This is a genomic window from Saprospiraceae bacterium, assembly GCA_016713025.1.
Classification (GTDB): domain Bacteria; phylum Bacteroidota; class Bacteroidia; order Chitinophagales; family Saprospiraceae; genus OLB9.
Genome location: JADJPZ010000004.1, coordinates 4,144,663 through 4,170,161, shown reverse-complemented (window position 1 = coordinate 4,170,161; position 25,499 = coordinate 4,144,663). Strand labels below are relative to the sequence as shown.

Below are 25,499 nucleotides of genomic sequence, written 5' to 3'. Positions count from 1 at the left end.
TGGCTTCATTCAAAAAGCATGCTTAGAATTTCTGCAACACAGACTGGTTTTTCTTGCCCATCGATTACAAATGTGGCTTCAATGGTCAGTTTGGCCGTATTGGGTGCGGTTTCTTCTACTTCTTTCAGAATAGCTTTCATCTGTACCCGGCTTCCCACGGGTGTGGCCGACATAAACCTTACTTTGTTGCAACCATAATTGAGTCCCATTTTTATCGATTTGACTTCAAACATTTCATACATAAAATGAGATGAAAACGAAAGGATATTAAACCCGTGTGCAATAGTTTTGCCGTAAGGAGACTCTTTTTTTGCCCGATCAGCATCCACGTGAATCCACTGAAAGTCAAGTGTAGATGCAGCAAATTCATCAATCATTTTTTGGCTGATTTCCTGCCGTGATATTCCTAATGATTTGCCTTTAAAGGTCTTGAGTTCGGCAATGTTTTTAAAAACCAATTTTCCTTCAGTTATGACTGCTTCGGTAGCTTCTGTAGGTATTGTACCTTGCTGATTTTGTATTTTATGTGGTTTTGCCTCATCATCCATCATGACCACAACAGCCTTACCTACAACTTTTCTGTCCATCAGATCCGAAATAGCCTGTGATGCCTCATTGAGTTGATAGGTTTTATGAATGTGCGGCTTTAATTTGCCTTGCATAAAATATCCTGCCAACTGTCTGATATTTTCCATATTGTTTCCGGCTTCTTTTTCGGCAAACTGTCCCCAAAAGACACCCACAATATCGCATCCCTTGAGCAAAGCGAGATTGAGTGGAATCTTGGGTATCTCTCCTCCGGCAAATCCTACGACGAGATACCTGCCCTTCCAGGCCATGGACCTAATTGCGGGTTCCGCATATTTATCTCCAACTGGATCATAAACTACATCCACACCCTTGCCGTTGGTCATGGTTTTGATGGTATCTTTAATATCTGCAGTAGAATAATTGATGACATGATCCGCGCCTTTTTCTCTGCACACCATCAGCTTTTCATCTGTGGATGCGGCAGCGATGACAGTTGCTCCCATCAATTTTCCAAGTTCTACAGCAGCCAGACCTACACCTCCACCGGCACCCAATACCAGCAATGTCTCACCGGGTTGCAATTTTGACCTGTCTTTTAGTGCGTGATAAGATGTTCCGTAATTGTACATAACTGATGCCCCTGTGATAAAATCCATACCCGGCAAGAGCGGAAATACACGTTTTGCTTCCACTTCTACCTCTTCTGCTAGGCCACCCCATCCACAGAGGGCAAAGACCCTATCACCGGGTTTCAGATGTTTTACTCCTTCGCCGGTTTCTTTGATGATTCCCGCCACTTCACCTCCGGGCGAAAAAGGCAATTCCGGTTTAAATTGGTACAGATTGCGGATGATCAGTGTATCCGGAAAATTGATACTGCACGCACCTACACTAATAATCACTTTACCAGGAGAGGCTTTGAGGGAATCCACTTCTTCAACTTTCAGGGTTTCAGGCAAACCATGTTCTCTACATAATAGTGCTTTCATTATAAGTGTATTAAGATGGGTTTTGTATAACCAAAATTTTTAATTGCGTTTATTTCCCTTCAAGGGTATCAGACTCATAGCTCTTTCTGTAATTGCAGTGATACTAAGGCTTGGATTTACGCCAGGATTGGCTGAGATGGCACTGCCGTCACATACCATCATATTTTTATAATTGAATACATGGTTTGAAGAATCAATTACTCCTTCCGATGGATCTTTACCCATACACGCACCTCCAAGGATATGTGCCGTGGTAGGAATGCCAAATAATGTTTCAGTATTGAGCACCATTGGTTTGCCGTTGATGTTTTTTGCCACGCGTTTTGCTAGGTCCTGGGCCAATGGATTAAATGCGGTCGGTGCATTTCCTTTTTCCAAGCCGGAGCTCATACCAAATATGCTCTTTTTGAATCGGAGCGTGGAGTCAATACTCTCCATATAGAGTAAAATATGGGTTCTTTTTGCCCAATCATCAACAAAAAATGCTTTCAGATTGGCTACAGGATGAATGATGGCATCTTTTATCATCGCCGCCAGTCTGCCGACTATGGTCTCAGCACTCACCATTGGTGCCATAAAAAGTCGCCAGAAACCCGAACCGGCGGAATATCTCACCGGCTCCACATGCCGGTTTTCGTCGAGGTGAAGAATAGAACCTATGGCAATACCTTCTGATAAGTTCAGGTCTTTTCTGAATGTGGTCACACCGATCAGACTTTCGGAATTTGTTCTGATACCGTGACCAGTCATAGGAGATAAATTTGGCAGTGATGTTTCTTTTAGTTTTAGCAATAATTTTACAGTTCCAAGCACTCCTCCAGCAAAAATGACCCCTTTTGTTTTTATTCTTTGATGACTTTTTATCCATTTGAGCGAATCTTTAAAGTGGATCTCATACCCACCTTCACCATCAGGACCTACAGGTTTTACATCATATACTTCTTTTTCTGCGATAATTTCGGCTCCGAGCTGTTGGGCCAGATGGAGATAATTTTTGTCAAGCGTGTTTTTGGAGTTGTACCGGCATCCTACCATACATCCACCACAAAGTGTACATCCGGTGCGATCAGGACCTTTTCCATCAAAATACGGATCACTCACAGTCTCTCCCGGCTTTCCAAAATATACGGCTACATCCGCTTTTTCAAAATCATCTTTTTTACCCATTTCTTCTGCCAGAGACAGCATGACTTTATCATTTTGGCTCATGTAGGGATGTTTTGCTGCCCCCAGCATTTTTTTGGCAAGATCGTAAAATGGTTTGAGTTCCTCTTCCCAGTCAGCAAGACCAGCCCAGTGTCCGGTATTAAAAAATGGAGATTTAGGTACCGGTAAGGTGTTGGCATAGACGATAGATCCGCCACCGACAGCTGTACCACTCACGATGCCCACATGTCTGAAAAAGGTCAGTTTCAATATGCCGTGAAGACCCAGGGAAGGTGCCCAAAGCCACTTTTTAAGATTCCAGGTAGTTTTGGCAAAATCTTCAGGTTGATTGTACCACTTTCCTTTTTCTATGACCAAGACTTTATATCCCTTTTCGGAAAGCCGAAGTGCAGAAACGGAGCCACCAAATCCACTACCTATGATGACATAATCATAATCAAAAGATCCATCAGCCATTTCTTTATTGATTTTAGGTCAGAAATATTTAATGGTCAAATCTATGATTTTTTGTTTAAATGTATTGAATGGTGGTACTAATAATTCCAGTGCATTGGGCAAATGTTGTCTTAATATTCCTCTACCATTGGAAAATGACTTAAATCCCTCAAAACCATGCGATTTTCCGATACCACTGTTGTTTGATCCTCCAAAAGGCAGATTTGTATTGTAAAAATGTACAGCACAATGGTTTATACATCCGCCGCCGGCTCGGGTATTGTTCAGGATATAGTTGATATTTTTATTACTTTTACTGAATATATACAACGCCAGAGGCTTCTCTCCGGACCTGATTTCCTCCACCAAATCTTCTAATTTTTCATATGTGTACACAGGCAGTACCGGACCAAATATTTCATTGGTCATCAAGGCCGACTTTTTATCTACATTGGTCATTACCGTTGGGGCTATAAAATTTTCGGTTTCTTTCAGCTGCCCTCCGGTGATGATATTGGCACCTTTGGATACGGCATCATCTATGTAGCTTTTTATCCTGTCAAAGTGTCTTCTGTTGACGATTCTGTTGTACGAAGGTTCTGATGCGGCATCATTGCCATAATATTGCTGAATGTATTTTTGAGTCATGGACAAAAACTTATCCTTTTGGCTCACGTGCACATATACGTAGTCCGGAGCAATACATATCTGTCCGTTATTCGCCAATTTTGCCCAAGCTATCCTTTTTGCTGCTATGTCTACATCCGCACTTTCATCTACAATAGTCGGAGATTTTCCTCCCAGCTCAAGGGTTACAGATGTCAGGTTTTTAGCTGCGGCTTCCATTACGACTTTTCCGATAGATGGTGCTCCGGTGAAAAAAATATGATTGAAAGGTAGCTTGAGCAACTCTGTAGATGTCTCTATCCCGCCTTCTATCAAGGCGACTTCATTAGGCTCAAATACTTCTTCTACTATTTTGTGCATCACCTTCGCTATGTGTGGTGTCATTTCCGATGGTTTGATGATCACGCAGTTGCCGGCAGCAATAGCGGAAACAAAGGGTGTAAACGTCAGATTGAATGGAAAATTCCACGGAGAAATAATCAGAACCACACCTTTGGGTTCGTATTTGATATAAGAGCTGGATCCTAAAAGTGCTAAAGGAGTATGGACTGACTGGTCTTTCATCCATGCTGCAAGGTGGCTTTTGGCATGTTTTATCTCGCTGATCACAGGGTAGATATCTGTCATATCGACTTCTGAAGGATGTTTTTTGAAGTCGTCATGCAGTGCTTTTTTGATATCATTGCGGTAATGCAGGATGGTGTTGTGCAGTTTGCTGAGTTTGGCTCTTCTTTCTGAAACACTGGAATTGCCAATGGCATATTGATTGGCCTTTTGTGATTCAAACAAGGCCCGGATTTGTTGTACATCTGATACCTCTTTTTGTACTTCTGCTATGATCATGTTGTATAAATGTTGAGATTGTTTAAAAATTTTGATAAATCAAGGGCACCTGCGTAACAATATTTTAAACAAAGTTATTACATATAATCACATTTCAAAATTTATTTTTGAGTATGTTCCTTCGTTCAAACATGAAAATTAAACATACTTTTTTTAATGGAAAAATTCTATGCTATAAAAAAATTATGACTAGCACATTGATTGCTGAATGTCTATCCTATCGTCATACCACACAAATTCTATATTCTGAACGATATCGGGATGCAGACTGAAAGCTACAGGACAAGTTCTCCCTGCTTTTTCCAGGATTTTTTTCTCCTTTAAAGTATAGGATCTTTGGGGCATATTGACCTTGATGTCTATGCCGGAGATCCTGCGAGGATCTGATGCCATGTGTTTTGTGACTTCAAGGGTAGCTCCATCTATATCAATTTCATGATTTCTGGCCGAGATACCCATGATGGTAATCATACAACTACCCAAGGATGTTGTGGCTAAATCGGTAGGCGAAAAAGCCTCTCCCTTGCCGTTATTATCAACCGGTGCATCTGTGATGATGGTTTGTCCCGATTTCAGGTGTGTACATTCAGTGCGAAGGTTTCCTGTGTAAACGATTTTTGATGTCATGTTATGATCTAATTTCTGTGTTCTGATCTGTTTTTAAGGCTTCAGCAGCGGCATCTTTGGCTTCACGAATTCTGATTTTTTCAGCTTCATCGGCTTCGTCGGCAAGGTCGTAAGATTTGATGATTTCCTTGACTAGCCTATGTCTTACTACATCTTCTGAACTCAGATACAGTTGGCCTATACCATCGATGGGAGCAAGTATTTGCAAGGCTTTTCTTAGTCCGGACTTCTGATGTCCCGGTAGGTCTATCTGTGACAAATCTCCTGTGATGATGGCTTTTGCACTTGGTCCTATCCTCGTGAGAAACATCTTGAGTTGTGTGGTAGTGCAGTTTTGAGCTTCGTCAAGGATGATAAAAGCATGGTCCAGCGTCCGCCCACGCATAAATGCCAATGGTGCTACTTCGATCACCCGATTGGTAATAAAAAAGTTGAGTTTTTCTGCCGGCAGCATATCGTCGAGAGCATCATAAAGTGGTCTGAGGTATGGGTCTACTTTTTCCTTCATATCTCCCGGGAGAAATCCAAGATGCTCGCCCGCTTCGACTGCAGGTCTGGTAAGAATGATCTTTTTTACAAGTTTTGATTTAAGTGCTCTTATGGCCAAAGCTACGGCAGTGTATGTCTTTCCTGTCCCTGCCGGACCGATGGCAAATACTATATCGTTGGTTTCAGAGCACTCTACAAGCAACTTTTGATTTTTGGTCTTCGCTTTTATGGGAGAGCCGTTTTTGCCATATACTATGACACCTCCTGATGAGTGCTGGCTTATTTTGTTGTCTGCAGCATGGTCACTTACCAGCAAATCCTCGACTACCTGAGTAGAAAAGTCATGTTTGTCCAGTATCATTTTTACCATGATTTCCAGTTTGGACTTTACTTCTTCGGTTCCTTTTTTTTCACCTATGAGTTTGAGCTGATTGCCTCTGGATGTTATTTGTACTTCAGGATAAGCCTTTTTGAGAAGATTCAGTTTGTTGTTGTTTTCACCGTACAGATCTAATGGGTCTATGCCATCAATGGTTAATATTACTTCACTCAATATGATTACAAATTTTAGATTATGATTATTAGTTGCTGAAAATCAGTGTTTAATTAAATTATATATTGTAAAAAACTTTAATATATTTTTAATATTTATTTACTTTGCACAAAATTATAGGGATTTTTTAGATTTCTTAGAAATGTGTGATTAAATTTTTCAGCTAAACAACGACTTTTAATGCAATTAGTTTCTTTGACCACAGATTATAGTTCTAAAGATTATTATGTCGCAGAACTCAAGGCTTCGATTCTTACTGGCAAAAGCGATTTTTCCTCATTGATGTCAGTCACTATATTGACCAGTATGATATTATCCAGGCGTCATATTACCTGTCTAATTGTATTCCATCCTTTCCGGCCGGGAGTATCCATATCGTTGCTGTCAATTGTAATTACAAAAGAAAAAGCCGCTACTTATGTTTTAGGAGAGAAGAGCAGTATTTTATCGGACCTGACAACGGTGTCTTCAGCCTTATTTTTGATGATATGGATAAAGAAGATGTTTTTGTGATCCAACCGCCGGACAATGGAAACTCTTCTGTAAATGCAATATTTTCCCATGCTGCAGCGTATATTGGTCACGGACTTCCATTGGATGAGATCGGACAGAAAGCAGAAAACCTTAACCTTAAACTGAAAATCCAACCCGTCATTACATCCAGTCAAATACGAGCAACCATCATCCACATCGATCATTTTGGCAACATCATTGTCAATCTCAAATCAGAAACCTTTGAAAAGGTCCGAAATAACAGAAGATTCGAATTGTATTACAAACCCAATGATCCGATCACTTTTCTGAGCAAGGATTATGGTGATGTAGCTATAGGTGATGTATTGGCATTTTTTAACTCGGCAGGTTATCTGGAGATCGCCATCAATATGGACAGAGCTGCGAGCATGCTCAATCTTTCAAAAAATGAAATGATTCAAATCAACTTTTACTGATCATATGGGAATATTGCGAATAGTAAGGCTGTCATTCTCTGAAGACAAAGTCGAAGATTTTATAGAAATTTTTGAAAACAGTAAAAGTCTCATCAGAGCATTTGAAGGATGTCAGGGTCTGAGACTTTACAGAGACCATCTTCATCAAAATGTCTTTTATACCTACAGTTTGTGGAAATCCAATGATGATCTGGAAAAATACAGGAATTCAGAACTTTTTAAATCTACCTGGCAAAAAACAAAATTGCTTTTCAATACTAAGCCTATGGCGTTTTCTCTTGAAGAATTTATCGATGTGGTATAATTTTGGGATAAAAATTATTGAAATACATTTGCATCTGGCTTAATTCTATTTTATACGGACTTTCCGATTGATTGGAAAACTGTTGGGTTAACCCAACAGTTGTGACCCTAATTTACCCATAAATTTATACCGACGAGAATTTATTTTTATAAAGACGATGATACACATGACTTTATTATAAAAATAATTCTGTCGCCATTATAAGGAATCTTAAACATGAAAAATATCAGGTTTTCTGGTGATTACAATTTGATCAAAGTGTAATTGACTTAGATTTTTGAAGGAGACAAAGTAGAATTAATTTTTCTATCAAATTACTTTCATATAAATAATTTTATAATATAATTTTGTATTCTTGTTACTTTTTTATTCATTTGCGTCTTTGATAAGAATAGGATTGTATCAAAAATATAATTTATTTAAATACTGCTGTTCATTTATGCTTAAATCAATCAATGACTTTTTTTACAGGCTGACTTCACTTTTTTTGAAAAGCGAGTCAGCAGACCATGATACCATGTCCAATAAATTTATTGATATCAGGTACTCATTTTTGTCAAAAATTAATAGATAGTTCTATTTATATCCAGATTAAGTTGATATTTAATGAAAAAAATTCAGTGTAAAAATTATCCGATTTATATCAATAATTGGCAAGCATTTTCGGAGATCACCGAAAGATTGTCTCCATCCAATGTTTTTATTATTGTTGATGAAAACACAGAGAAATACTGTTTACTTCATTTGCTCGAAAATCTGCACCTGGAAGCTCAAATCATCAGGATACCTTCCGGAGAACAAAACAAAACTATACAGACCTGTCAGCTTGTGTGGACCAAACTTATGCAACATGGGGCAGACAGACACTCTCTTTTGATCAACCTGGGAGGTGGTGTCATAGGGGATCTTGGCGGATTTTGTGCTGCTACGTATATGAGAGGCATCCGGTTTATACAGGTTCCGACTACTTTGCTGAGTCAGGTGGATGCATCGGTTGGTGGTAAACTTGGCGTGGACCACATGGGATTTAAAAATATGGTAGGACTCATTCAGGATCCTTCGGCAGTTTGTATATTCACAGAATTCTTGCAGACACTTCCTTATGTCCAAATGAGAAGTGGTTATGCTGAACTATTGAAACATGGATTGATCGCTGACAAAAAAGCATGGGAAAACCTGTCCGGTAATACGAATATCAACAGTCTGGATTTTGAAGAGTTGGTGTACGATTCTGTACTCATCAAAAAGAATGTGACCGAACAAGATCCTTATGAAAAGGGGCTTAGGAAAATTCTTAATTTCGGCCATACTATAGGTCATGCAGTAGAGTCATACTGGATGGACAGCAGTACACCTCTTCTCCACGGTGAGGCGATCGCCATCGGAATGGTAAGTGAATCATTTTTATCCTATAGGGTAGGCAAAATTTCTGAAAATGAGTTGTTTGAAATCAGAAACTCGATCATGAGAATCTATGGACATCATCCGAAATATGTAAAGCCAGCTTCTGACCTGATCAAAATCATGCGGACGGATAAAAAGAATGTAAACGGCAATATTCGGTTTGCTTTATTGGATTCGGTCGGACATGCTTGTTTTGATGTGCCTATACTTCCGGATGTCATTGAAGAAAGTTTCGTTTTTTATAAAGAGAAGATATAAATCATAATAAACGGGTGTATCCCATTTTTGCACTGAAATCGTTTAAACTGCCCGCAACCCTCAATCCCTAAAGAGCCTGTCAAGCTACGCTTGAGACGTCCCACCCAAATTCTCCTAATATAAGCGCTGAATTCCCCTTTAGTTATACCGTTGATTTTATAATATTTGGCGGTGTTTTTTATTACCAAGTGCAAACAAATTTATATGTTTGCACTTGGTAATGGTTTTGATCTCGTGCGCAACTCTTCAATTGAGTTTTGAGACTCTTCCATTGCCTTTTTTATTTTATTTTCTGCTCTTCGAGAAACTGGTGCGTTTTGCATCTTTTCTAGCTCTGCCTTATAATCTGCGGTTTCTTTTTCCAACTTCTCTATTTGCTGATCTGCGTCTACTGGTTTGTTTTTTTTGTTTTAGGTTTTGATGAATCGTATGCCTCTTTGTTTGTAAGCATACCATAGATCACTCTTGTTAACTTGTTCATTATTACACCTAAAGCATCGTTATAGGTCTTACCTTTCGCTCTTTGATTTGAATATACCTCTTTAAAATAAGGGTCATACATAATCGCATTTTTAGCTACCATGTATATTGTACCCCTATATGAACTACTTCCTTTTTGCTCATTTTAGGTTTCTTTGATATATCACCACTTGTATGGTTTTCTGGGTGTACTCCAAAATAGCAACAAAGTGATGCGGCACTGTTAAATCGATTTATATCTTCTATTTCTATGCTTAATGACACTGCTGACTCGATGCCGCAACCAGGAATTGTGACTAAGAAATCCGCTAAGTCGTTGGCTCCGTGTTTAGCAAGCTCTGATTGAAGTTCTTTGATCTGGGTGGAGAATAAGTTAATAGTTTGGGCCAATGTTTTAATATTTAGCTCAGTAAGTATCGTATTACCCGACCCTGAATCTAGCTTCACCGCTTTTTGGATGGCCTCAGCCTTCTCCATGGTTAACCCTTTGATTTTAGCCAATGAAGCTGTTTTCGCATTTAATATCTTTGCCTTTGATGGATACTTTTGAAGTACTTTATACATGTATTTTGGCATGCCATTTTTACTAAAAGTTAAAAGACCAGGAATACAACTATACACTACTTTCTCAAGTTGGTTGATATTTCTCGTCTTTTGTTTAATAAATCCTTGTATAGTTTTGTGCATCTGTTTCGCAGTATAAAAATGTAAGGATCTAGGCTTGGCTTTCTCTAGTTCCTCATAATTTTCAGATACATGCCTAGCTATAATTTCACTACTGATGGCGTCATTAATATTGCGATGCATATTCTTTTTTGACTCATGATGTGTCCGCAACGGATTAATCCTGAACATGATGATTCGCTTATCAAAACTTACCAATTGATTATACCAATTGTTTTCATACCCACCGGTACTTTCAATAGCCAAATAAATTTTATCAATAGACAAAAGTGCCTGTGATAAGACTTTTGAGTTCATCAAGACCGGATTGATTATCAATAAAATTCATCCTGCGATTGGTAAATTCATTACCCTTCGAAATTAAACTGAAATCACAATAACCTTTACTTGCGTCCAGTCCTCCAAATCCAACTTTCATACATAAATTACTTTAAAATGTGTTAAAAAAAGTGTCAAGCCTTACATTCCCTTATATTATACGATATCAATGTATCAAGTTATACCTCATGATTAAGCTTGGCGAAAGGGACACTAAAGGACGATATCTAAGTATCAAGGGGTGTTCCCCTTCAACCGCCAAGTTATAAATTATTTGTTTATCTTGAAACCATTAATTTTTAAAATGCAAACATATAAGGGGCAGGGGTAAGAAAAGCCAAATTACCTTCCCAATAACCCTCATTCCCTAAAGAGCCTGTCAAGCTACGCTTGAGAAGTCCCACCCTTAAACACCTAACTAACTATTAGGATAATTCACTAAATTCAGAACTTAAGAATTATATGATATAGTGTAATTTTGGGATACAACCTAAAAAACTTCAATAGCATAAAAAGAATGAAGGTTCCCTGATGACAAGGAAACCTTCATTCTCTAAAATGTATCTGGTTATATCAGCGCTTGCAGTTTCATAGCCAGACCCATATCTCCCTTGATTTTTATCTTACCTGACATGACAGCCATCATAGGATTTAGTGATCCGCTTTTGAGTTCTGTAAATGTATCTGCGTCCATAGTGATTGTGCACCCGGCTTCTGCATCTTCATTGCTTACCACATTGGAATCACCGGTACCGTCGATCAAAATGATATCATCACCCATCACAAATTTTAACTTTGCTCCAAATGGAGCTACATTGGCAGCTTGTGTGGTAATAGCTGAAAAAATAGATTCAATACTCATTCATTAAAAATTTTAGATTGTTCAAAAATATAAATTATTAGTCTCATTAGTTATTGTTAACTTTTCTGATGATGTTAAAGTTTCAAGATGTGCCTTTGTTTTTGGCATTTCATATTTATAGTAAAATTTCATAGTATAAATCTTACTTTCATAAAATGCCTTTTCAAATTTTTTATTGTTTTCACTAAGCTTTTTTGTTGCCTCATTTGCCATTTTCAGCCATTGGTGGCCTATTATGATCGTGGAAGCCATCTCCATAAAAATGGTGGCATCAGCCAGATAGTTTTCAAAATCTCCTTGCATGGCATATGGCATCAGATAGCCCAATGCTTGCTGTATTTCTCCCATTTTTCCTGCAAGTATATCTGCAAACGGAGAAAGGGCTTCGTGATTTTTAGCCTGTGAAATGGTTTTTTTGATATCTTCTGTCAGAAGCTGAAGTGCCTTGCCATTTTCCAGAGGTATCTTTCTGCCAAGAAGGTCAAGGGATTGGATGCCGGTAGTCCCTTCATATATGGACATGATGCGCATATCTCTGAGATATTGTTGTAATGGAAAATCCATACAGAATCCATAGCCTCCCAATATTTGAAGTCCATTGTTTACTGCCACTCTTCCCATTTCTGACGGATATGTTTTTGCCACAGGTGTCAATAATTCCAGGAGTAAATGATGATTTTGTTTTCTATCACCTTCTGCATTATGGGCAAGATCAGCGTGTTTGGAGCATTCTATCAGCAGACTCAATGATCCTTCATTGATGGCTTTCTGAAGTAACAACATACGCCTTACATCCGGATGATTGATGATCAGGGTCTGACCTTCTGTGACATCTTTTTTACCTGTATTCAATATCTTACGACCCTGCGGACGCTCGTGAGCATACTGCAAAGAAGCATAATAAGCCGCAGTGGCTGTAGATGTGGCAGACATGCCGACATCGATACGAGCACCATTCATCATCTGAAACATATATTTCAAACCCTGGTTGGGCTCACCTACGATGTACCCTAAACAATCATCCTTCTCACCATACGCCAGGTGGACAGTACTATACCCTCTCTGGCCCAATTTCTGAAAATCAGCAACAGCATGTACATCATTATACTCCAATTGGCCGGAATCATTAGGTCTGAATTTCGGGACGACAAAAAGAGAAATTCCTTTGGTACCTGAAGGTGCTCCGTCAATACGCGCCAGAGTAAGGTGTACAAAATTTTCTACCGCCTCATGATCTCCTCCTGAGATAAATATCTTCTGCCCTTTGATTTTGTATGTTCCACTTTGTAAAGGAGTGGCTGAAGTAACTATATCTGACAGCGAACTACCGGCTTGTGGTTCAGTCAAGGCCATCGTTCCGCCCCATACACCGGACAACATTTTTGGCACAAATTTTTGCTTGATGTCTTCACTGCCATAATTGGTGATCAGGTGAGCTGATCCGGATGTGAGACCAAGGTAACCCGGTATGTGATTATTGGCAGATTCTATGATGTGATTTGCAGCGTTGGCAAGCATGTACGGCATCTGAGAGCCACCATCAGAGTAGTCAAAATAGTGTCCAATCCAACCATTTTCGCCTGCTGTGGCAAATATTTTTTTAAGTATCGGGTGCGAATGGACTTTGCCATCTTTGTAGTACACCGGCTTCTCATCCATCTCTCTGAAGTAAGGGTAAAAATCCTGATCACCCCATGCTTTTGCAGAATCCAGCAAGATGTCAGCTGCTTCAGAATCATAATCTGCATACTTTTCCAATTGAAAAAGCTCATTGATATCATGGACATCATGAAGCAAAAACCTCAACGTGTCCAAACACATATATTTTGCCATAAATATACTAATTTAAAAATTTAACTCGAAGTTAAATTTTTTATTTGATACCCAAATCAAAATCTATAAAAAATTAAAAAAAATTAACTAAATTTGTTGAAAAGAGAATGTAGGTGTACATTTGCAGTGTTTATAATTAGTCTAAATAAAGACAATTTTTACGAATTCTCTTCGAGACAGTAACCACTACCCCATAAAACCAGAGTTATCAGAGCGGATAGGTTTTAGTTATTTTCCATTGACAGTACTTGATCATAACCACCAGATGGTAGAATTTCATCTCAAAAAATGCTGTAAAAAGTACAAAAAAGGAAAAAGGTGCAAAAAGTGTCCACAACATTGATCTGGTGTTATGTTTAGTGTTGAATGATGGATCTATTATAAGTAGATTTTTCTTATGATCAAGGCGATGGTTCCCGAATTTAGCCGTATCTAATACATAGAACGATCAAAAATAAAACACATTGGTCAATATGATGATTTAACCCAGATTGCTCAAACGGGCATCAAAGGAGGTTAAATTCATATATTTTCGCATAAAGTTTGGCTAAATTCGTACATATATAAATATACATTATAAATAATGTGTTAATTTACAGTTTCATTGATTTGTTCTCCTATTCTTGTAGTACACAGGGGAGTTGTTTGGGTGGAAATCAAAACCGTACCTTTGCGGCATGTATTTCAAATTTAGTGGAAGAGTAAATCCGGGGACAAAAAAGTACGATAAGTATTACAGACTTGTGGAGAGCTACCGCAATGCAACAGGACGAGTATGTCATCGTACTGTTTTAAATGTAGGCTTTATTACCGAGCAACTCACTGCCGAACAGCTCAACCTTATAGCCAGGATATTGACAGATATGTATCAAAAAAAGGCTGGTCTGTTTCCCAACACCGACCCCATCATACAAAGGTGGGTCAATGATTTATGGCAAAGGATAGTATCGTTACAGCGATTGGATATTACTTTATATGACAAAGACAGTCGCATGGTAGATGCCGACTCACTCACACTTCACAAAGCCAGAGAAATAGGTAGCGAATGGATGTGTTATAACGCCTGGCATCAATTAGGGATCAGTAAAAATTGTATAAACTCGAATATATCGTTCTATAATCAAGATATCAACTCTGAAAACTGCATGTCGTACAGCTCCCGATAATGCCCGTCTGCATTCTCCAGCAGTTGGTCATGGGTACCGCTCTCCAAAATACGACCATCAGATAGAACAAGGATATTATGAGCATGTTTGATAGTGGACAGTCTGTGTGCTATGATGATAGATGTCCGTTTTTCTATCAATTTTTCGATGGCATACTGAATTACAGCTTCGCTTTCAGTATCAATGGAAGATGTAGCTTCATCAAGGATCAAAATATCAGGATCAAAAACCAGTGCCCTCACAAAAGAAATCAATTGGCGTTGGCCAACGGACAGGTTGCTGCCTCTTTCTGATACTTTATAATCGTACGCGCCGGGAAGTCTTTCGATAAAAGCGTGCGCTCCTATGGTTTTGGCTGCGTCAATAACTTTTTCTGAGGACATGTTCTTATCTCTCAATGTGATATTTTCCATGACTGTACCATCAAACAAAAACACATCCTGCAAAACAATAGCGATTCTGTCCCTAAGTGCTTTCAGTTCATATTCTCTTATTTCCCGGCCATCGATGTAGATGTTTCCTTTGTTGATTTCATAAAACCTGTTGAGAATATTGATGATCGTCGATTTTCCGGAGCCTGTACTACCTACCAATGCCAGTGTCTGTCCGGGGTTGATGTTGAAGTTGATATCTTTGAGCACATAGTTATCATCATTATAGGCAAAAGATACATTTTCAAATGCCACTTTTCCTTCCAGTTTTTTGGGTATCACAGTACCTGTATTGCTGATAAAATCATTATTATCGAGCAATTTGAATACTCTTTCTGATGCCACCAGTCCCATTTGCAAGGTATTAAATTTATCTGCCATAAATCTGATAGGTCGAAACATCAGATTGAGATACAAAGGAAAAGCTACCAAAGCTCCGAATGATATTTTATCCTGTACATATCCTTTGGCTCCCAGCCATATCATCAATGCCAGTGATACAGCTGAAACCAACTCCACCACCGGGAAAAACACCGCATAATAAAATACACTGTCCAGATTGGCACTGGTGTAGTCGTAGTTGATTTTTCTTAACTTTTCTGCTTCCTGTTTTTCGGCATTAAAAAGCTGGACGATCTTCATACCCGTGATACGTTCCTGCAGGAATGCATTCATATTGGCGATCTGAGTTCGTACTTTCTGATAAGATACCTTGACTTTTTCTTTAAAAATATAGCTTGCCAGGATCATAAAAGGCATGGTGATAAATACAATGGCTGTAAGTCTCCAGCTGGTGTACAGCATGATACCAACTACCGCGATCAGGGTTAGAAAGTCAGCAACTATAGTAATCACACCTTGTGCAAAGACGTTGTTGATAGCTTCAATGTCATTGATAGTACGGGTTGTCGATGTACCTATTGGAGTCTGATCAAAGTATTTGAGTCTCAGATTGGTGATATGCCTGAATACCTTAGTCCTCATGTCTTTGATGACTGATTGGCCGAGTTCGGCGGTCACGTAGATGAAGTAATATTTCATGATCACATTGGCCATGAGTACTACAAAAAACAAAACACCCATCAGAATCATTCCTTCTTCTTTGCCTTTGATGATGTTTTCATCTACGATTTGCTGGACTATGAAAGGCTGAGCTATTGAAAATGGGGTGATGAGAATGGCAAGAATGATAGAAGTATTAAAAAGGGAGCTGAAAGGTTTTGCAGTTGCCAATACTCTTTTTAATATTTTCCAGTCCGTGCCTTTTTTATTTTCGGAGCTCATCAGAGATTTTGATAGACAGATAAAATGTTGTCAACGTATTTAAATGGAAAAGGTTGAGGATATGTCTCCATAGGTAAATATAATAGTTCATCATACCACTTAAAACACAAAAAAGGTCAATGTCATACAGACAGACCCTTTGTTATATTTTCTTGAAGATCTAATCTGATTTTCATTATAAGTTCCTGCTTTGAACAGGCTCTATTTATAGAAAATCCTCTTTAGAAATTCAGATTGTATGTAATAAATAAAAAAATTAATCCAGTTGTGAACCGAACTTATCTAATCTGTATGCAGCAGAAAGGATTTCGTTTCTTCTCTGAACAGATGGCTTTACGAAGTGTTTTCTGCTTCTGAGTTCTTTTACTAGTCCTACAGACTGAAATTTTCTTTTGTATCTTTTCAGTGCTCTGTCGATTGATTCGTCGTCTTTGATATTGATTATCAGCATATTATAATAATAAATTTAACAATTTTTCTTAATGGAATGCAAAAGTAAGACATTTTAAGATAATATCTACCAATTTGGATTAATTATTTACACAATTTTTCAATATAAAGGGCTGGACTGGAAAAAATCTGATACTAAATCAAAATTTTTTAATGACATTGTTATTTGTGACCGTAACTATTCCTGCACCATTGTTTCTGATGGCAAGGTTGACGCTACTGTTACCGGTGATTTCAGCCTTTCCAAAAATAATCAAAGGCCTCGTGTAGATAAGTTAACCATGATTGTTCCAATTCAATCCACAACATTAACTGACTTAAATGTGATGTCCGAAGCCTGTTGTGATAATTTCACTTTTTTTATGCGGCCGGGTAGTAAATCAAAAAAATTGTCACTAAAATGGACACTATCAGATATAAGGTAAAGGTCTTTGACAAACTTATCTGAGCTGATTTCTATTGCATCACGGCTCACATTTTTAACTTTAATGGCAGGTTTATACAAATTAAGATTTTTAGGTTTTGCAAATAAATAAGAGGCGGACTGTACTGTCTGACCAGATGCAATAAAATCGGCTACTAGTACGGTTTGAGTACTGTCAAACTTTAAAAATACGTCTTCTGCTGTAGAATAAATGACTTCTGACGTATTGGTTTTAACATTTACTTTTCTGGTATCTGACCATAAAGTATTTCCATTAAAATCAATTAGTTGGATATTCAGTGTTCCGGTTGATGCATTGAGCAGATCATTGACCATATATAAATTGATAAGCTTGTTTTCTTTGTTGAATGACAATAAAAGCGGTTCAAAACTTCTTTTTGCCTGATAGTGAAATGCCTTCCACATACCATAATAGTCCACAGAACTCCAAGAAGTCACCGGCCAGCAATCATTAAGTTGCCAGTAAAGCGACCCCATACAGTTCGGCATAGATCGCCTGTGTGCTTCTATCGCAACCTTCATACCTTCTGCTTGCAGGATTTGAGATACATAGATATAATCTTCAAATTTTGTTGATATTTTATAATCTCTCTCCATGTACGTTTGAATGGTTTGATAACCGGTAGGATGTTTTTGGTGGCTTTTTACAGATGGAGAGTTTAAATTCAACTGATTAATTGGAATAAATTTCCTGAATGAGGACACAGGCGGCATACCCTGAAAACCATATTCGCTCATAAATCGTCCTGTTTTTTCCTTATACACGTCAAATGGCTGCATACCCCACCATACACCCCAATAGTGCGAGTCACCCTGAGTCATACTTTCTTTCCGGCCCCAACCGATGGAAGGTGATGAAGGCCAATAAATGTTTTTATGTGATGGTAACATTTCTGTTAAAGTGTTGGGAATCAACTCGTGAAATAGTTTTTGATAATCATGCCAGATTTTTGCAGAGTCCTTTTCTGAATAATTGAACTGTTTTTGCCATCCCCAGTTGTGCCATGCTTCATCTACTTCGTTATTGCCACACCACAGCGCGATACAAGCATGATTTTCCAGCCTTCTGACGTTGTCTATGACTTCTAGTCTGACATTGTTCAGAAACTCAGTATCTCCGGGGTACATAGCACAGGCAAACATAAAGTCCTGCCATACCAGGATTCCGTGTTTATCACATTCGTCATAAAATACATCATCGGCATAGACACCACCACCCCAAACCCTGAGCATGTTCATGTTGCCTTCAACAGTGTTTTTAATCAATTCTTTATAGATATTATCACCTGCTGAAGGAAGAAAACTGTGAGGTGGTATGTAGTTCGCTCCCTTCATAAAAACCGGAATACCATTGAGTTTAATATAAAAAGAAGTGCCCGCCTTATCTTTTTCCTGCACCAGTTCTATCGTCCTGAGTCCGATATTCATAGATCGGGTGTCGATCGATTTTTGAGATTTTTTTAAACTGATCTTGAAGGGATACAAATGCGGATTTCCTAATCCGTTGGTCCACCATTTTTTTGGATTTTGTATATCATACGGAAGCGAGATGGTATTTTTTCCGGTTTTGAGCTGGATATTATGATCCTTATCGTTGATGGATATAGAATAATCGCCGTCATTCGGGACATCTAAAGTACACTTGAATGCAAGCCTTGCCAACTGATCCGTCAATTCCTCCTGTACATAGCTGACATGGGTAATTACTGCATCATTTCTGAAGCGCAGGGTGACATCCTGCCAGATACCTGCCGTCAGCAATTTTGGTCCCCAATCCCAACCATAATGATACTGTGCTTTCCTGGCGAAAATACGCTCGCCTTCCGGCATTTTATAAGGCAAGGATGCAGCTATTTTTGACCCTTCCGATTTAGCTGGCCTGAATACTATTTTCAGATGGTTCTTGCCGGGTTTCAGATGACTTTTTACAGGTATATCCCAAATCCTGAACATATTGTTGGCGGAAAGGATATTTTTCCCATTGAGCAATACGTCAGCATAAGTATCCAATCCTTCAAACCGCAGATCAATGATTTTGAACGCCAGTTCACCAGCTGTTAGGACAAATGTCGTTTGATACTCCCAGGTTTCGTTTTCTATCCATTTTACTTTTTCTTCATTGTCACCAAAAAACGGATCCGGTATTACCCCATTTTTCATGAGGTCTGTATGCACTGTGCCGGGAACAGTAGCATTATAGGTTTTTTCTTTCCTGACTGATTCAATGTCCAAGTATTATTATTCATGCTTTTTATCTGCATTTGTCCTGATAATGATAAATAGCCAAAGATGATAAAAGGTAAAATCAAAAACTTATTCATATAGATTCCTTATTGAAAATTTTATAATTGGTTTTTAACACCATAAAAAATAACCCAGGTTGCAAAGTCATCAGAAAAATTAAAAAATCTGTGGTCATGACCGGCTTTGACAAAGAGTACATCTCCGGCTTTGACGGTTACGGTCTGATGTTGTGTAAAAAATGAACCAAGCCCTGATGCAATGACATACACTTCATCTTTTTGGTGAGGCTTTTGATGGTCCACTTTGATGGGTTTATAATATTCGATTTCGAGATCTGCAAAGTGGAGTAGAGAAACAAATTTTTTATCACCTGCAGCGTTTAAAGCATCGATAGCCTGAACCAAACCAACTTTCAAAGGAGGAATTTCGCTGGAATCTTCAGCAAAAATCTGATCGTAGTGGTGATGCAGATGAACTATATAATCTTCTATTAACCAGCCAAAAGTAAAGGGTTCATTGCCCATGATGATTTGCTTATTTAGTAAGGGTTCATCTACAGTTTTCAATACCCTTATGATGTTATGATTTAATAATTGCCAAAGTGTGATCAGATCGTAATCCGAAGTATTTTGATAATCATTCAGCAGGACCAATGTATCCTGATCATAAGGCTTTACGATATAAATTCCTTCTGCATGTATGATTTCAGTAAATCGTTGCAGATTATTTCTTGCAGAATCTATCAGGTGTCCCAAAATTTCCTTTTTTGACCATGTTTTGGGTTGTTTTTTGTATTCTCTCAGATCTTTTGGGATGACAAAATAATTGGATCTAATGGTAGTGACAATATTTTGCAATGTAAGGATGTGGGCTGATATATTCATGCTTTAGGATGACTGGACCGTAAAGATAATCACTTATTTGAAATTGGAAGGAGTAATCAAGATCGTCAATGTAAAGAATTATCTGACAAATCATTCAACTGTCTGCTATCTCCATTTATTACCTAAACTACATTTTGTCGAATAACTTAAAATACCCAACATCACCAAGACCTGAAAATTGTCCAAAAACCCAATAATGCCAAATCCATCGACAAAAAAATAGTTTTGGTCTAATATGCAACTCTTTTTAAAAAAGTACGTCATTACTTTGTATCACAATTGGATCCTTCATGACAAGACTGACCGGCTTATTGGCCATCTTATTACTTAATTTTTCCTTATGGGCCCAGCCTCCCGGCAAAGAAATAGCAGCTACAAGGATAGAGCACAATATAAAAATTGACGGAAATGTGGATCTGCAGGAGTGGAAAGGTGCTTCAGTGATTGAAGGATTTACAGAGCTTAGACCGGTACTCAACGATACAGAAAACCCATTGACCAAAACTACTCTTTATCTTGCTTATAATGATCTGGGTATTTTTGTCGGTGGGTTGTGCAGAGATACCAGAGATAGTATTTCCGCAGAATTGGTAGGTCGTGATGGTTTTGGAAACAATGATTTTGTCGGGATCATTTTTGATACCTATAAAGACAAACTCAATGCCTTTGAGTACTTTGTCACACCACTCAATGAACAAATGGATGCAAAATTTACCCAAAGTAACAATAATGGTGAGGATTTCACCTGGAATAGCATTTTTTATTCTCAGGCCAAAATTACAGACGAAGGGTGGTATTTTGAGATGTTTATCCCTTTTGCATCTATCAGGTTCAGCAAGGAAGAGGTCCAGGATTGGGGTATCAACATCGTGAGAAGAAGAAGAAAGTCAACCGAGCAGTTTTTCTGGAATCCTATAGATCCTAATATCAATGGTTTTTTGACGCAGGCCGGAGTCTGGAAAGGGCTAAAAAATATCAACCCTCCACTGAGATTGCAATTATCTCCTTATGTGTCATATTATGCCAATCATTATCCTTTGGAAAACGGAAAAGATCTTACATCTCAGTTTAACGGAGGCCTGGATGTAAAGCTCGGGCTCAATCAGGCTTTTACACTGGATGCTACCTTGATTCCGGATTTTGGACAAGTCCAGAGCGATCGCAGGGTGCTGAATCTGACACCTTTCGAAGTGCAGTTCAACGACTACAGGCTGTTCTTCACTGAAGGAACTGATCTTTTTAATAAGGGAAATTTTTTCTATTCACGCAGGATTGGTGGATTAAATATTGATCATTCAAGATTATCTCCCGGACAGGAAATCATCAGCTCACCTGCAGAAGCAAGTCTGATCAATGCAACCAAGGTATCAGGCAGGACAAAAAACGGACTCGGTATAGGTGTGCTTAATGCCATCACCGCACCCGTTCATGCCAAGGTGCTCGATAAAAATACTGAAAAGGAAATCGAGGTCGAAGTCCAACCATTAATCAACTATAGTATTGCTGTCTTTGATCAGACATTTGGCAACAATTCCAATGTTTCGTTTATAAATACCAATGTCCTTCGGGATGGCGCCACACCGGATGCCAATGTAAGTTCTGCTCTTTTCAACCTCAGCAACAAAAAGAATACTTACAATCTCTCGGGAAAAATAGCTTTGAGTCATTTTAGCGGAACTGGTGTGGAACCCGGAAAAAAGTCTGGTTACAGTCAATCTATATCTTTCGGGCGCTCATCAGGAAAGATCAATTGGAATTTTTCACACGAATTGGTTGACAGAAATTTCAACAGCAATGATTTGGGATATTTTACCAATAACAACTATATGAATCATGGACTTTGGGTAGGGACACGATGGACAAAACCTACCAAAGTGTACAATAATTTCAGGCTCAATTTCAATATGTATGCCAGCCACCTTTACGCTCCTATCAAAGCCGGGGTTTCGACTTTACAAAATGCTGAAGTCAATATCAATGCCAATATGCAAACAAAAAACCTGTGGTTTGGTGGAGGTATCTTAGAGTATTCTCCTGATACGTATGATTATTATGAGCCTCGCAGATTTGGTGATGTATTCAGACGAGGAAGCTCATTCTTCGGTGGCACATGGTGGGAGACAAATAATGCCAGAAAATATTTCGTTGAAGTAGAGTTGTTGGGTCGCAGATTTGTTGATTTTTATAATGGATACTCTCTTTTTTATTCGTTAGAAAACAATTACAGGTTCAATTCAAAATTGCTCGTATCACACCAAATTTCATCAAATCCGAGATGGAATAATATCGGCTTTTCACATTTTGAAAGTGGTAGTCCGGCATTTGCACGCAGATTTGTCACAACGATAGAAAACGAACTGTCAGCAAAATACAACTTTACAAACAGAATGGGACTGACCCTTGTGGCAAGACACTACAATTCATCCGTCAATAATCATGACATGTTCAGGCTATCGGAAGATGGAAATCTGAGTTTGGCTACCGAATTAAATCCGGAAAAAGGAAACAGAAACATCAATTTTTTTAATGTAGATATGGTTTATACCTGGCAGTTTGCCCAGGGAAGTTTTGTAAATATCGTATGGAAAAATGCCATTTCTTCATTTGACCAAAACCAACAGTTCACCTATATGGAAAATATTCGGCAGACCTTCACGGCAGACCAGAATAATAATCTATCAGTAAAGGTCATTTATTTTATTGACTACAATACAATAAAAAATAAAAAGAAATACAGTGAATTTGTAAAAATGGGTTCTTAATTTTTATCCGCACTAAAGTTCTGATACACAATATAACAACATTTCATTTACCAGATCAAACCATGCTGAATGAACATTGTGTGTGCACATTGCAATGGACATATCTTTGGAAGGCACGTACATCACAATTGCTCTGTAATCCATTAATGCTCCCGTGTGTCCATAATGTTTGATACCGTTTAAGTCCCAAAGTCTGGTACCATATCCGTAATTTTGACCTGCCAGTAAAACACCATGATTGGTGATCATGTCCTGAAGTGAAGCTGGTTTCAGGTATCCTGATCCATAAATTTCCTTTCCAAAATATGCAACGTCGATGCTGTTTGATACTACTGCACCAGATGGTCCTGCAGCAGTTGGAGAATATTCGTAACTACGGTTGTTAGTAGCCAGATCGGATAGTGGATTACTATTACCACTAAAATTGTCATAAAAGGTTTTTTGCAGTTTCAATGGGTCGAAGAGTAGCTTTTTGCAGGCATCTTCTATTGGCATTTTTGTGATGTTTTCGATTATTTTGCCCAAAATGACATATCCTGTATTGGAGTAAGCATATCCCTTGCCAGGTTGAAATACAGGACCGCCGCTTACACTGAAATTAATTAATTCATTTAGTGTCCATATCTTCCCTGGTTTGTTTTCTGGGTGGTTCCAAAAAGAATTGGCATTGAGATGGTCAAAAACCCCTCCGGTATGACTCAAAAGATGTTTGACGGTCATCGTTGCCATATTCGGAATTAAATTTTCTACATATTTTGTGATTGGACCATTTATATCTAACCGACCTTCATCAGCAAGTTTCAGTATTATCGCAGCGATCATTGGCTTAGTGACACTTGCTATCCTGAAACTGTGGGTCGGTAGAAGACTATTTTCAGGGCTTACAGAAGACAGGCGGCCGACTGCGCCTGCAAATAGCTTTTTATCAGTTGTTACGACTGCAATAGTCACACCGAGAAGACCAGGAGTTATACTTCTTGATGCCAAAAGCAGTTTATGATTTAGCTTTAGGTTTTTAAGATGTAAGTCATTTTTATAGACATATAAATAAGTTACCTTTTCTACCATCAACTTACTATCTGAAGCTACAATGTTTATTTTATACGTGCCTGTATCCTTCAAAGCAGGTTTTCCTGAGATAACATAACCATTGTTATCAAAAGCCAATGAAGCAGGTAATCCGGATACCGAAACGGTAAGTCTATCATTTTCGGCATCTGAAACTTTGATGTCTATCTTTGACTGTTCATCTACTCTTAATGAATAAACATCATTAATTGTGATGGATGGAGAAGTATTTACAATTTCTGTTTCGGGTTCTTTGGAGCAAGATATTACACAAAAAATAAATAAAAAAATGAGAAACCTGAAAACTATAATATAAACAGGAATATTTTTCAGATCTCTCATTTGATTATTTATTATCCTATTAGTCTTCAGAATCGGTGGCTTCGACCTGAGCAGGGTGATATTTCTCTTTAATTTTGAGCTCTATTTCTGATGCCAGTTCAGGATTGTCTGCAAAAAACTGTTTGGCGGCTTCTCTACCCTGAGCAATTTTAGTCCCTTCATAGCTAAACCATGAACCACTCTTTCCTATGATATCTGTCTCTACACCCAGATCCACGATTTCCCCGGTTTTGGAGATACCTTCGCCAAAAACGATATCAAATGTTGCTACCCTGAATGGCGGTGCCAGTTTATTCTTTACCACTTTAACTTTTACAGGAGTACCTACAGTGTTGCCATCTTTATCTTTAATAGCCGTACCGGATTTTCTGATATCGAGTCTGATAGAAGCATAAAACTTCAAAGCATTACCTCCTGTAGTGGTTTCAGGATTGCCAAACATCACACCTATTTTTTCGCGGAGCTGATTGATAAATACGCAGCAACAACCAGTGCGCCCGATAGTAGCAGTCAGTTTTCTCAGAGCCTGAGACATCAATCTTGCCTGGAGTCCCATTTTTGAGTCTCCCATCTCACCTTCTATTTCGCTACGTGGAACCAATGCTGCCACAGAGTCGATAACAATGATGTCTATGGCACCGGAGCGTATCAGGTTTTCAGCTATTTCAAGGGCTTGCTCTCCGTTATCCGGTTGAGATATCAACAATTCCTCGGTATTGACACCAAGGCTTTCTGCATAAAATCTGTCAAATGCATGCTCTGCATCAATGAATGCAGCTATTCCTCCTTGCTTTTGGCATTCAGCTATGGCATGAATGGCGAGGGTGGTTTTACCGGACGACTCAGGACCATAGATCTCTACGATTCTACCCTTGGGCAGACCATTGATACCTAATGCTATATCAAGACCAAGTGATCCTGTGGAAATAGTCTCCACATGCACTATCTGCTTGTCGCCTAGTTTCATTATTGTGCCTTTACCATAAGTTTTGTCCAATTTGTCCATGGTAAGAGCCAATGCTTTAAGTTTTTCTTCCTTTTCTTTTGACATGGTTAATTATTACTTTAT

The 25,499-nt window shown here is 38.5% G+C and carries 21 protein-coding genes and 1 pseudogene; 5 read left to right on the top strand and 17 right to left on the bottom strand.

The features are described 5' to 3' along the window. Positions 1 to 5: 5 nt before the first annotated feature. The 5 genes from IPK35_24130 to IPK35_24110 all read right to left on the bottom strand — a co-directional run bounded on the left by IPK35_24130 (position 6) and on the right by IPK35_24110 (position 6,261). A complete protein-coding gene (locus tag IPK35_24130; protein ID MBK8056272.1) occupies positions 6 to 1,520 on the bottom strand; it encodes a zinc-binding dehydrogenase in 1,515 nt (504 codons plus the stop codon). A 39-nt stretch (positions 1,521 to 1,559) separates the two neighbouring features. After that, entirely contained in the window at positions 1,560 to 3,143 is a 1,584-nt protein-coding gene (locus IPK35_24125) for a GMC family oxidoreductase (protein MBK8056271.1), read from the bottom strand. Between the two features lie 18 nt (positions 3,144 to 3,161). Continuing rightward, positions 3,162 to 4,592, bottom strand: a complete 1,431-nt coding sequence (locus tag IPK35_24120; protein ID MBK8056270.1) for an aldehyde dehydrogenase family protein — start codon at positions 4,590 to 4,592, stop codon at positions 3,162 to 3,164. A 189-nt stretch (positions 4,593 to 4,781) separates the two neighbouring features. Next, positions 4,782 to 5,219, bottom strand: coding sequence for an OsmC family protein (locus tag IPK35_24115; protein MBK8056269.1), 438 nt, complete (start codon positions 5,217 to 5,219; stop codon positions 4,782 to 4,784). Position 5,220: 1 nt separating this feature from the next. Next, a complete protein-coding gene (locus IPK35_24110; protein MBK8056268.1) occupies positions 5,221 to 6,261 on the bottom strand; it encodes a PhoH family protein in 1,041 nt (346 codons plus the stop codon). A gap of 278 nt (positions 6,262 to 6,539) precedes the next feature. On the opposite strand from IPK35_24110, the gene IPK35_24105 reads away from it, so the two are divergent. The 3 genes from IPK35_24105 (at position 6,540) to aroB (ending at position 9,177) form a co-directional block, all read left to right on the top strand. After that, on the top strand, positions 6,540 to 7,211 hold the full coding sequence (locus tag IPK35_24105) for an SAM-dependent chlorinase/fluorinase (protein MBK8056267.1): 672 nt from the start codon (positions 6,540 to 6,542) through the stop codon (positions 7,209 to 7,211). Between the two features lie 4 nt (positions 7,212 to 7,215). Next, on the top strand, positions 7,216 to 7,515 hold the full coding sequence (locus IPK35_24100; protein MBK8056266.1) for an antibiotic biosynthesis monooxygenase: 300 nt from the start codon (positions 7,216 to 7,218) through the stop codon (positions 7,513 to 7,515). 606 nt (positions 7,516 to 8,121) lie between these two features. Then, positions 8,122 to 9,177, top strand: coding sequence for a 3-dehydroquinate synthase (aroB, locus tag IPK35_24095; protein MBK8056265.1), 1,056 nt, complete (start codon positions 8,122 to 8,124; stop codon positions 9,175 to 9,177). A 200-nt stretch (positions 9,178 to 9,377) separates the two neighbouring features. Here the strand turns inward: aroB and IPK35_24090 are convergent, their stop codons facing one another. From IPK35_24090 to IPK35_24065, 6 genes are all read right to left on the bottom strand, one after another. Next, positions 9,378 to 9,542 carry a hypothetical protein gene (locus tag IPK35_24090; protein ID MBK8056264.1) on the bottom strand — a complete coding sequence of 55 codons (165 nt, stop codon included), beginning with the start codon at positions 9,540 to 9,542 and terminating at the stop codon, positions 9,378 to 9,380. Between the two features lie 23 nt (positions 9,543 to 9,565). Further along, a complete protein-coding gene (locus IPK35_24085; GenBank protein MBK8056263.1) occupies positions 9,566 to 9,739 on the bottom strand; it encodes a hypothetical protein in 174 nt (57 codons plus the stop codon). A 14-nt stretch (positions 9,740 to 9,753) separates the two neighbouring features. Beyond that, on the bottom strand, positions 9,754 to 10,638 hold the full coding sequence (locus IPK35_24080) for a transposase (protein MBK8056262.1): 885 nt from the start codon (positions 10,636 to 10,638) through the stop codon (positions 9,754 to 9,756). After that, positions 10,598 to 10,759, bottom strand: coding sequence for a hypothetical protein (locus IPK35_24075; GenBank protein MBK8056261.1), 162 nt, complete (start codon positions 10,757 to 10,759; stop codon positions 10,598 to 10,600). Before IPK35_24075 ends, IPK35_24080 begins: the two co-directional genes overlap by 41 nt. A 468-nt stretch (positions 10,760 to 11,227) precedes the next feature. Then, a complete protein-coding gene (locus tag IPK35_24070) occupies positions 11,228 to 11,521 on the bottom strand; it encodes an SCP2 sterol-binding domain-containing protein (protein MBK8056260.1) in 294 nt (97 codons plus the stop codon). A gap of 21 nt (positions 11,522 to 11,542) precedes the next feature. Further along, positions 11,543 to 13,354, bottom strand: a complete 1,812-nt coding sequence (locus tag IPK35_24065; GenBank protein MBK8056259.1) for an acyl-CoA dehydrogenase — start codon at positions 13,352 to 13,354, stop codon at positions 11,543 to 11,545. A 677-nt stretch (positions 13,355 to 14,031) separates the two neighbouring features. Between IPK35_24065 and IPK35_24060 the strand changes: the two genes are divergently transcribed. After that, positions 14,032 to 14,520 (top strand): hypothetical protein, encoded by a 489-nt coding sequence (locus tag IPK35_24060; protein MBK8056258.1) that lies wholly within the window; start codon positions 14,032 to 14,034, stop codon positions 14,518 to 14,520. On the opposite strand, the gene IPK35_24055 is transcribed toward IPK35_24060, so the two are convergent. The 4 genes and pseudogenes from IPK35_24055 to IPK35_24040 form a co-directional block, all read right to left on the bottom strand. Continuing rightward, a complete protein-coding gene (locus IPK35_24055; protein MBK8056257.1) occupies positions 14,475 to 16,235 on the bottom strand; it encodes an ABC transporter ATP-binding protein in 1,761 nt (586 codons plus the stop codon). The genes IPK35_24060 and IPK35_24055 overlap by 46 nt on opposite strands. A gap of 256 nt (positions 16,236 to 16,491) precedes the next feature. After that, positions 16,492 to 16,686: a 30S ribosomal protein S21 gene (locus tag IPK35_24050; protein ID MBK8056256.1), complete on the bottom strand. Its 195-nt coding sequence runs from the start codon at positions 16,684 to 16,686 to the stop codon at positions 16,492 to 16,494. Positions 16,687 to 16,980: 294 nt separating this feature from the next. Then, positions 16,981 to 19,451 (bottom strand): annotated as a pseudogene (locus tag IPK35_24045) (glycoside hydrolase family 2 protein). A gap of 21 nt (positions 19,452 to 19,472) precedes the next feature. Beyond that, positions 19,473 to 19,898, bottom strand: coding sequence for a cupin domain-containing protein (locus IPK35_24040; protein MBK8056255.1), 426 nt, complete (start codon positions 19,896 to 19,898; stop codon positions 19,473 to 19,475). A gap of 650 nt (positions 19,899 to 20,548) precedes the next feature. On the opposite strand from IPK35_24040, the gene IPK35_24035 reads away from it, so the two are divergent. Next, positions 20,549 to 23,020 (top strand): carbohydrate binding family 9 domain-containing protein, encoded by a 2,472-nt coding sequence (locus IPK35_24035; GenBank protein MBK8056254.1) that lies wholly within the window; start codon positions 20,549 to 20,551, stop codon positions 23,018 to 23,020. 12 nt (positions 23,021 to 23,032) lie between these two features. On the opposite strand, the gene IPK35_24030 is transcribed toward IPK35_24035, so the two are convergent. Next, on the bottom strand, positions 23,033 to 24,430 hold the full coding sequence (locus IPK35_24030) for a serine hydrolase (protein MBK8056253.1): 1,398 nt from the start codon (positions 24,428 to 24,430) through the stop codon (positions 23,033 to 23,035). A 19-nt stretch (positions 24,431 to 24,449) separates the two neighbouring features. Continuing rightward, positions 24,450 to 25,481 (bottom strand): recombinase RecA, encoded by a 1,032-nt coding sequence (recA, locus tag IPK35_24025; protein MBK8056252.1) that lies wholly within the window; start codon positions 25,479 to 25,481, stop codon positions 24,450 to 24,452. Positions 25,482 to 25,499: the final 18 nt, after the last annotated feature.

Bases quoted from the DNA above. Each gene is read 5' to 3' on its own strand.
- IPK35_24050 (MBK8056256.1), bottom strand. From the start codon at position 16,686: ATGCTGATAATCAATATCAAAGACGACGAATCAATCGACAGAGCACTG.
- IPK35_24040 (MBK8056255.1), bottom strand. From the start codon at position 19,898: ATGGGCAATGAACCCTTTACTTTTGGCTGGTTAATAGAAGATTATATA.
- IPK35_24130 (MBK8056272.1), bottom strand. From the start codon at position 1,520: ATGAAAGCACTATTATGTAGAGAACATGGTTTGCCTGAAACCCTGAAA.
- IPK35_24120 (MBK8056270.1), bottom strand. From the start codon at position 4,592: ATGATCATAGCAGAAGTACAAAAAGAGGTATCAGATGTACAACAAATC.
- IPK35_24035 (MBK8056254.1), top strand. From the start codon at position 20,549: ATGACAAGACTGACCGGCTTATTGGCCATCTTATTACTTAATTTTTCC.
- IPK35_24070 (MBK8056260.1), bottom strand. From the start codon at position 11,521: ATGAGTATTGAATCTATTTTTTCAGCTATTACCACACAAGCTGCCAAT.
- IPK35_24055 (MBK8056257.1), bottom strand. From the start codon at position 16,235: ATGAGCTCCGAAAATAAAAAAGGCACGGACTGGAAAATATTAAAAAGA.
- IPK35_24115 (MBK8056269.1), bottom strand. From the start codon at position 5,219: ATGACATCAAAAATCGTTTACACAGGAAACCTTCGCACTGAATGTACA.
- IPK35_24075 (MBK8056261.1), bottom strand. From the start codon at position 10,759: ATGAAAGTTGGATTTGGAGGACTGGACGCAAGTAAAGGTTATTGTGAT.
- IPK35_24100 (MBK8056266.1), top strand. From the start codon at position 7,216: ATGGGAATATTGCGAATAGTAAGGCTGTCATTCTCTGAAGACAAAGTC.
- IPK35_24060 (MBK8056258.1), top strand. From the start codon at position 14,032: ATGTATTTCAAATTTAGTGGAAGAGTAAATCCGGGGACAAAAAAGTAC.
- IPK35_24065 (MBK8056259.1), bottom strand. From the start codon at position 13,354: ATGGCAAAATATATGTGTTTGGACACGTTGAGGTTTTTGCTTCATGAT.
- IPK35_24080 (MBK8056262.1), bottom strand. From the start codon at position 10,638: ATGAACTCAAAAGTCTTATCACAGGCACTTTTGTCTATTGATAAAATT.
- recA (MBK8056252.1), bottom strand. From the start codon at position 25,481: ATGTCAAAAGAAAAGGAAGAAAAACTTAAAGCATTGGCTCTTACCATG.
- aroB (MBK8056265.1), top strand. From the start codon at position 8,122: ATGAAAAAAATTCAGTGTAAAAATTATCCGATTTATATCAATAATTGG.
- IPK35_24125 (MBK8056271.1), bottom strand. From the start codon at position 3,143: ATGGCTGATGGATCTTTTGATTATGATTATGTCATCATAGGTAGTGGA.
- IPK35_24030 (MBK8056253.1), bottom strand. From the start codon at position 24,430: ATGAGAGATCTGAAAAATATTCCTGTTTATATTATAGTTTTCAGGTTT.
- IPK35_24085 (MBK8056263.1), bottom strand. From the start codon at position 9,739: ATGTATGACCCTTATTTTAAAGAGGTATATTCAAATCAAAGAGCGAAA.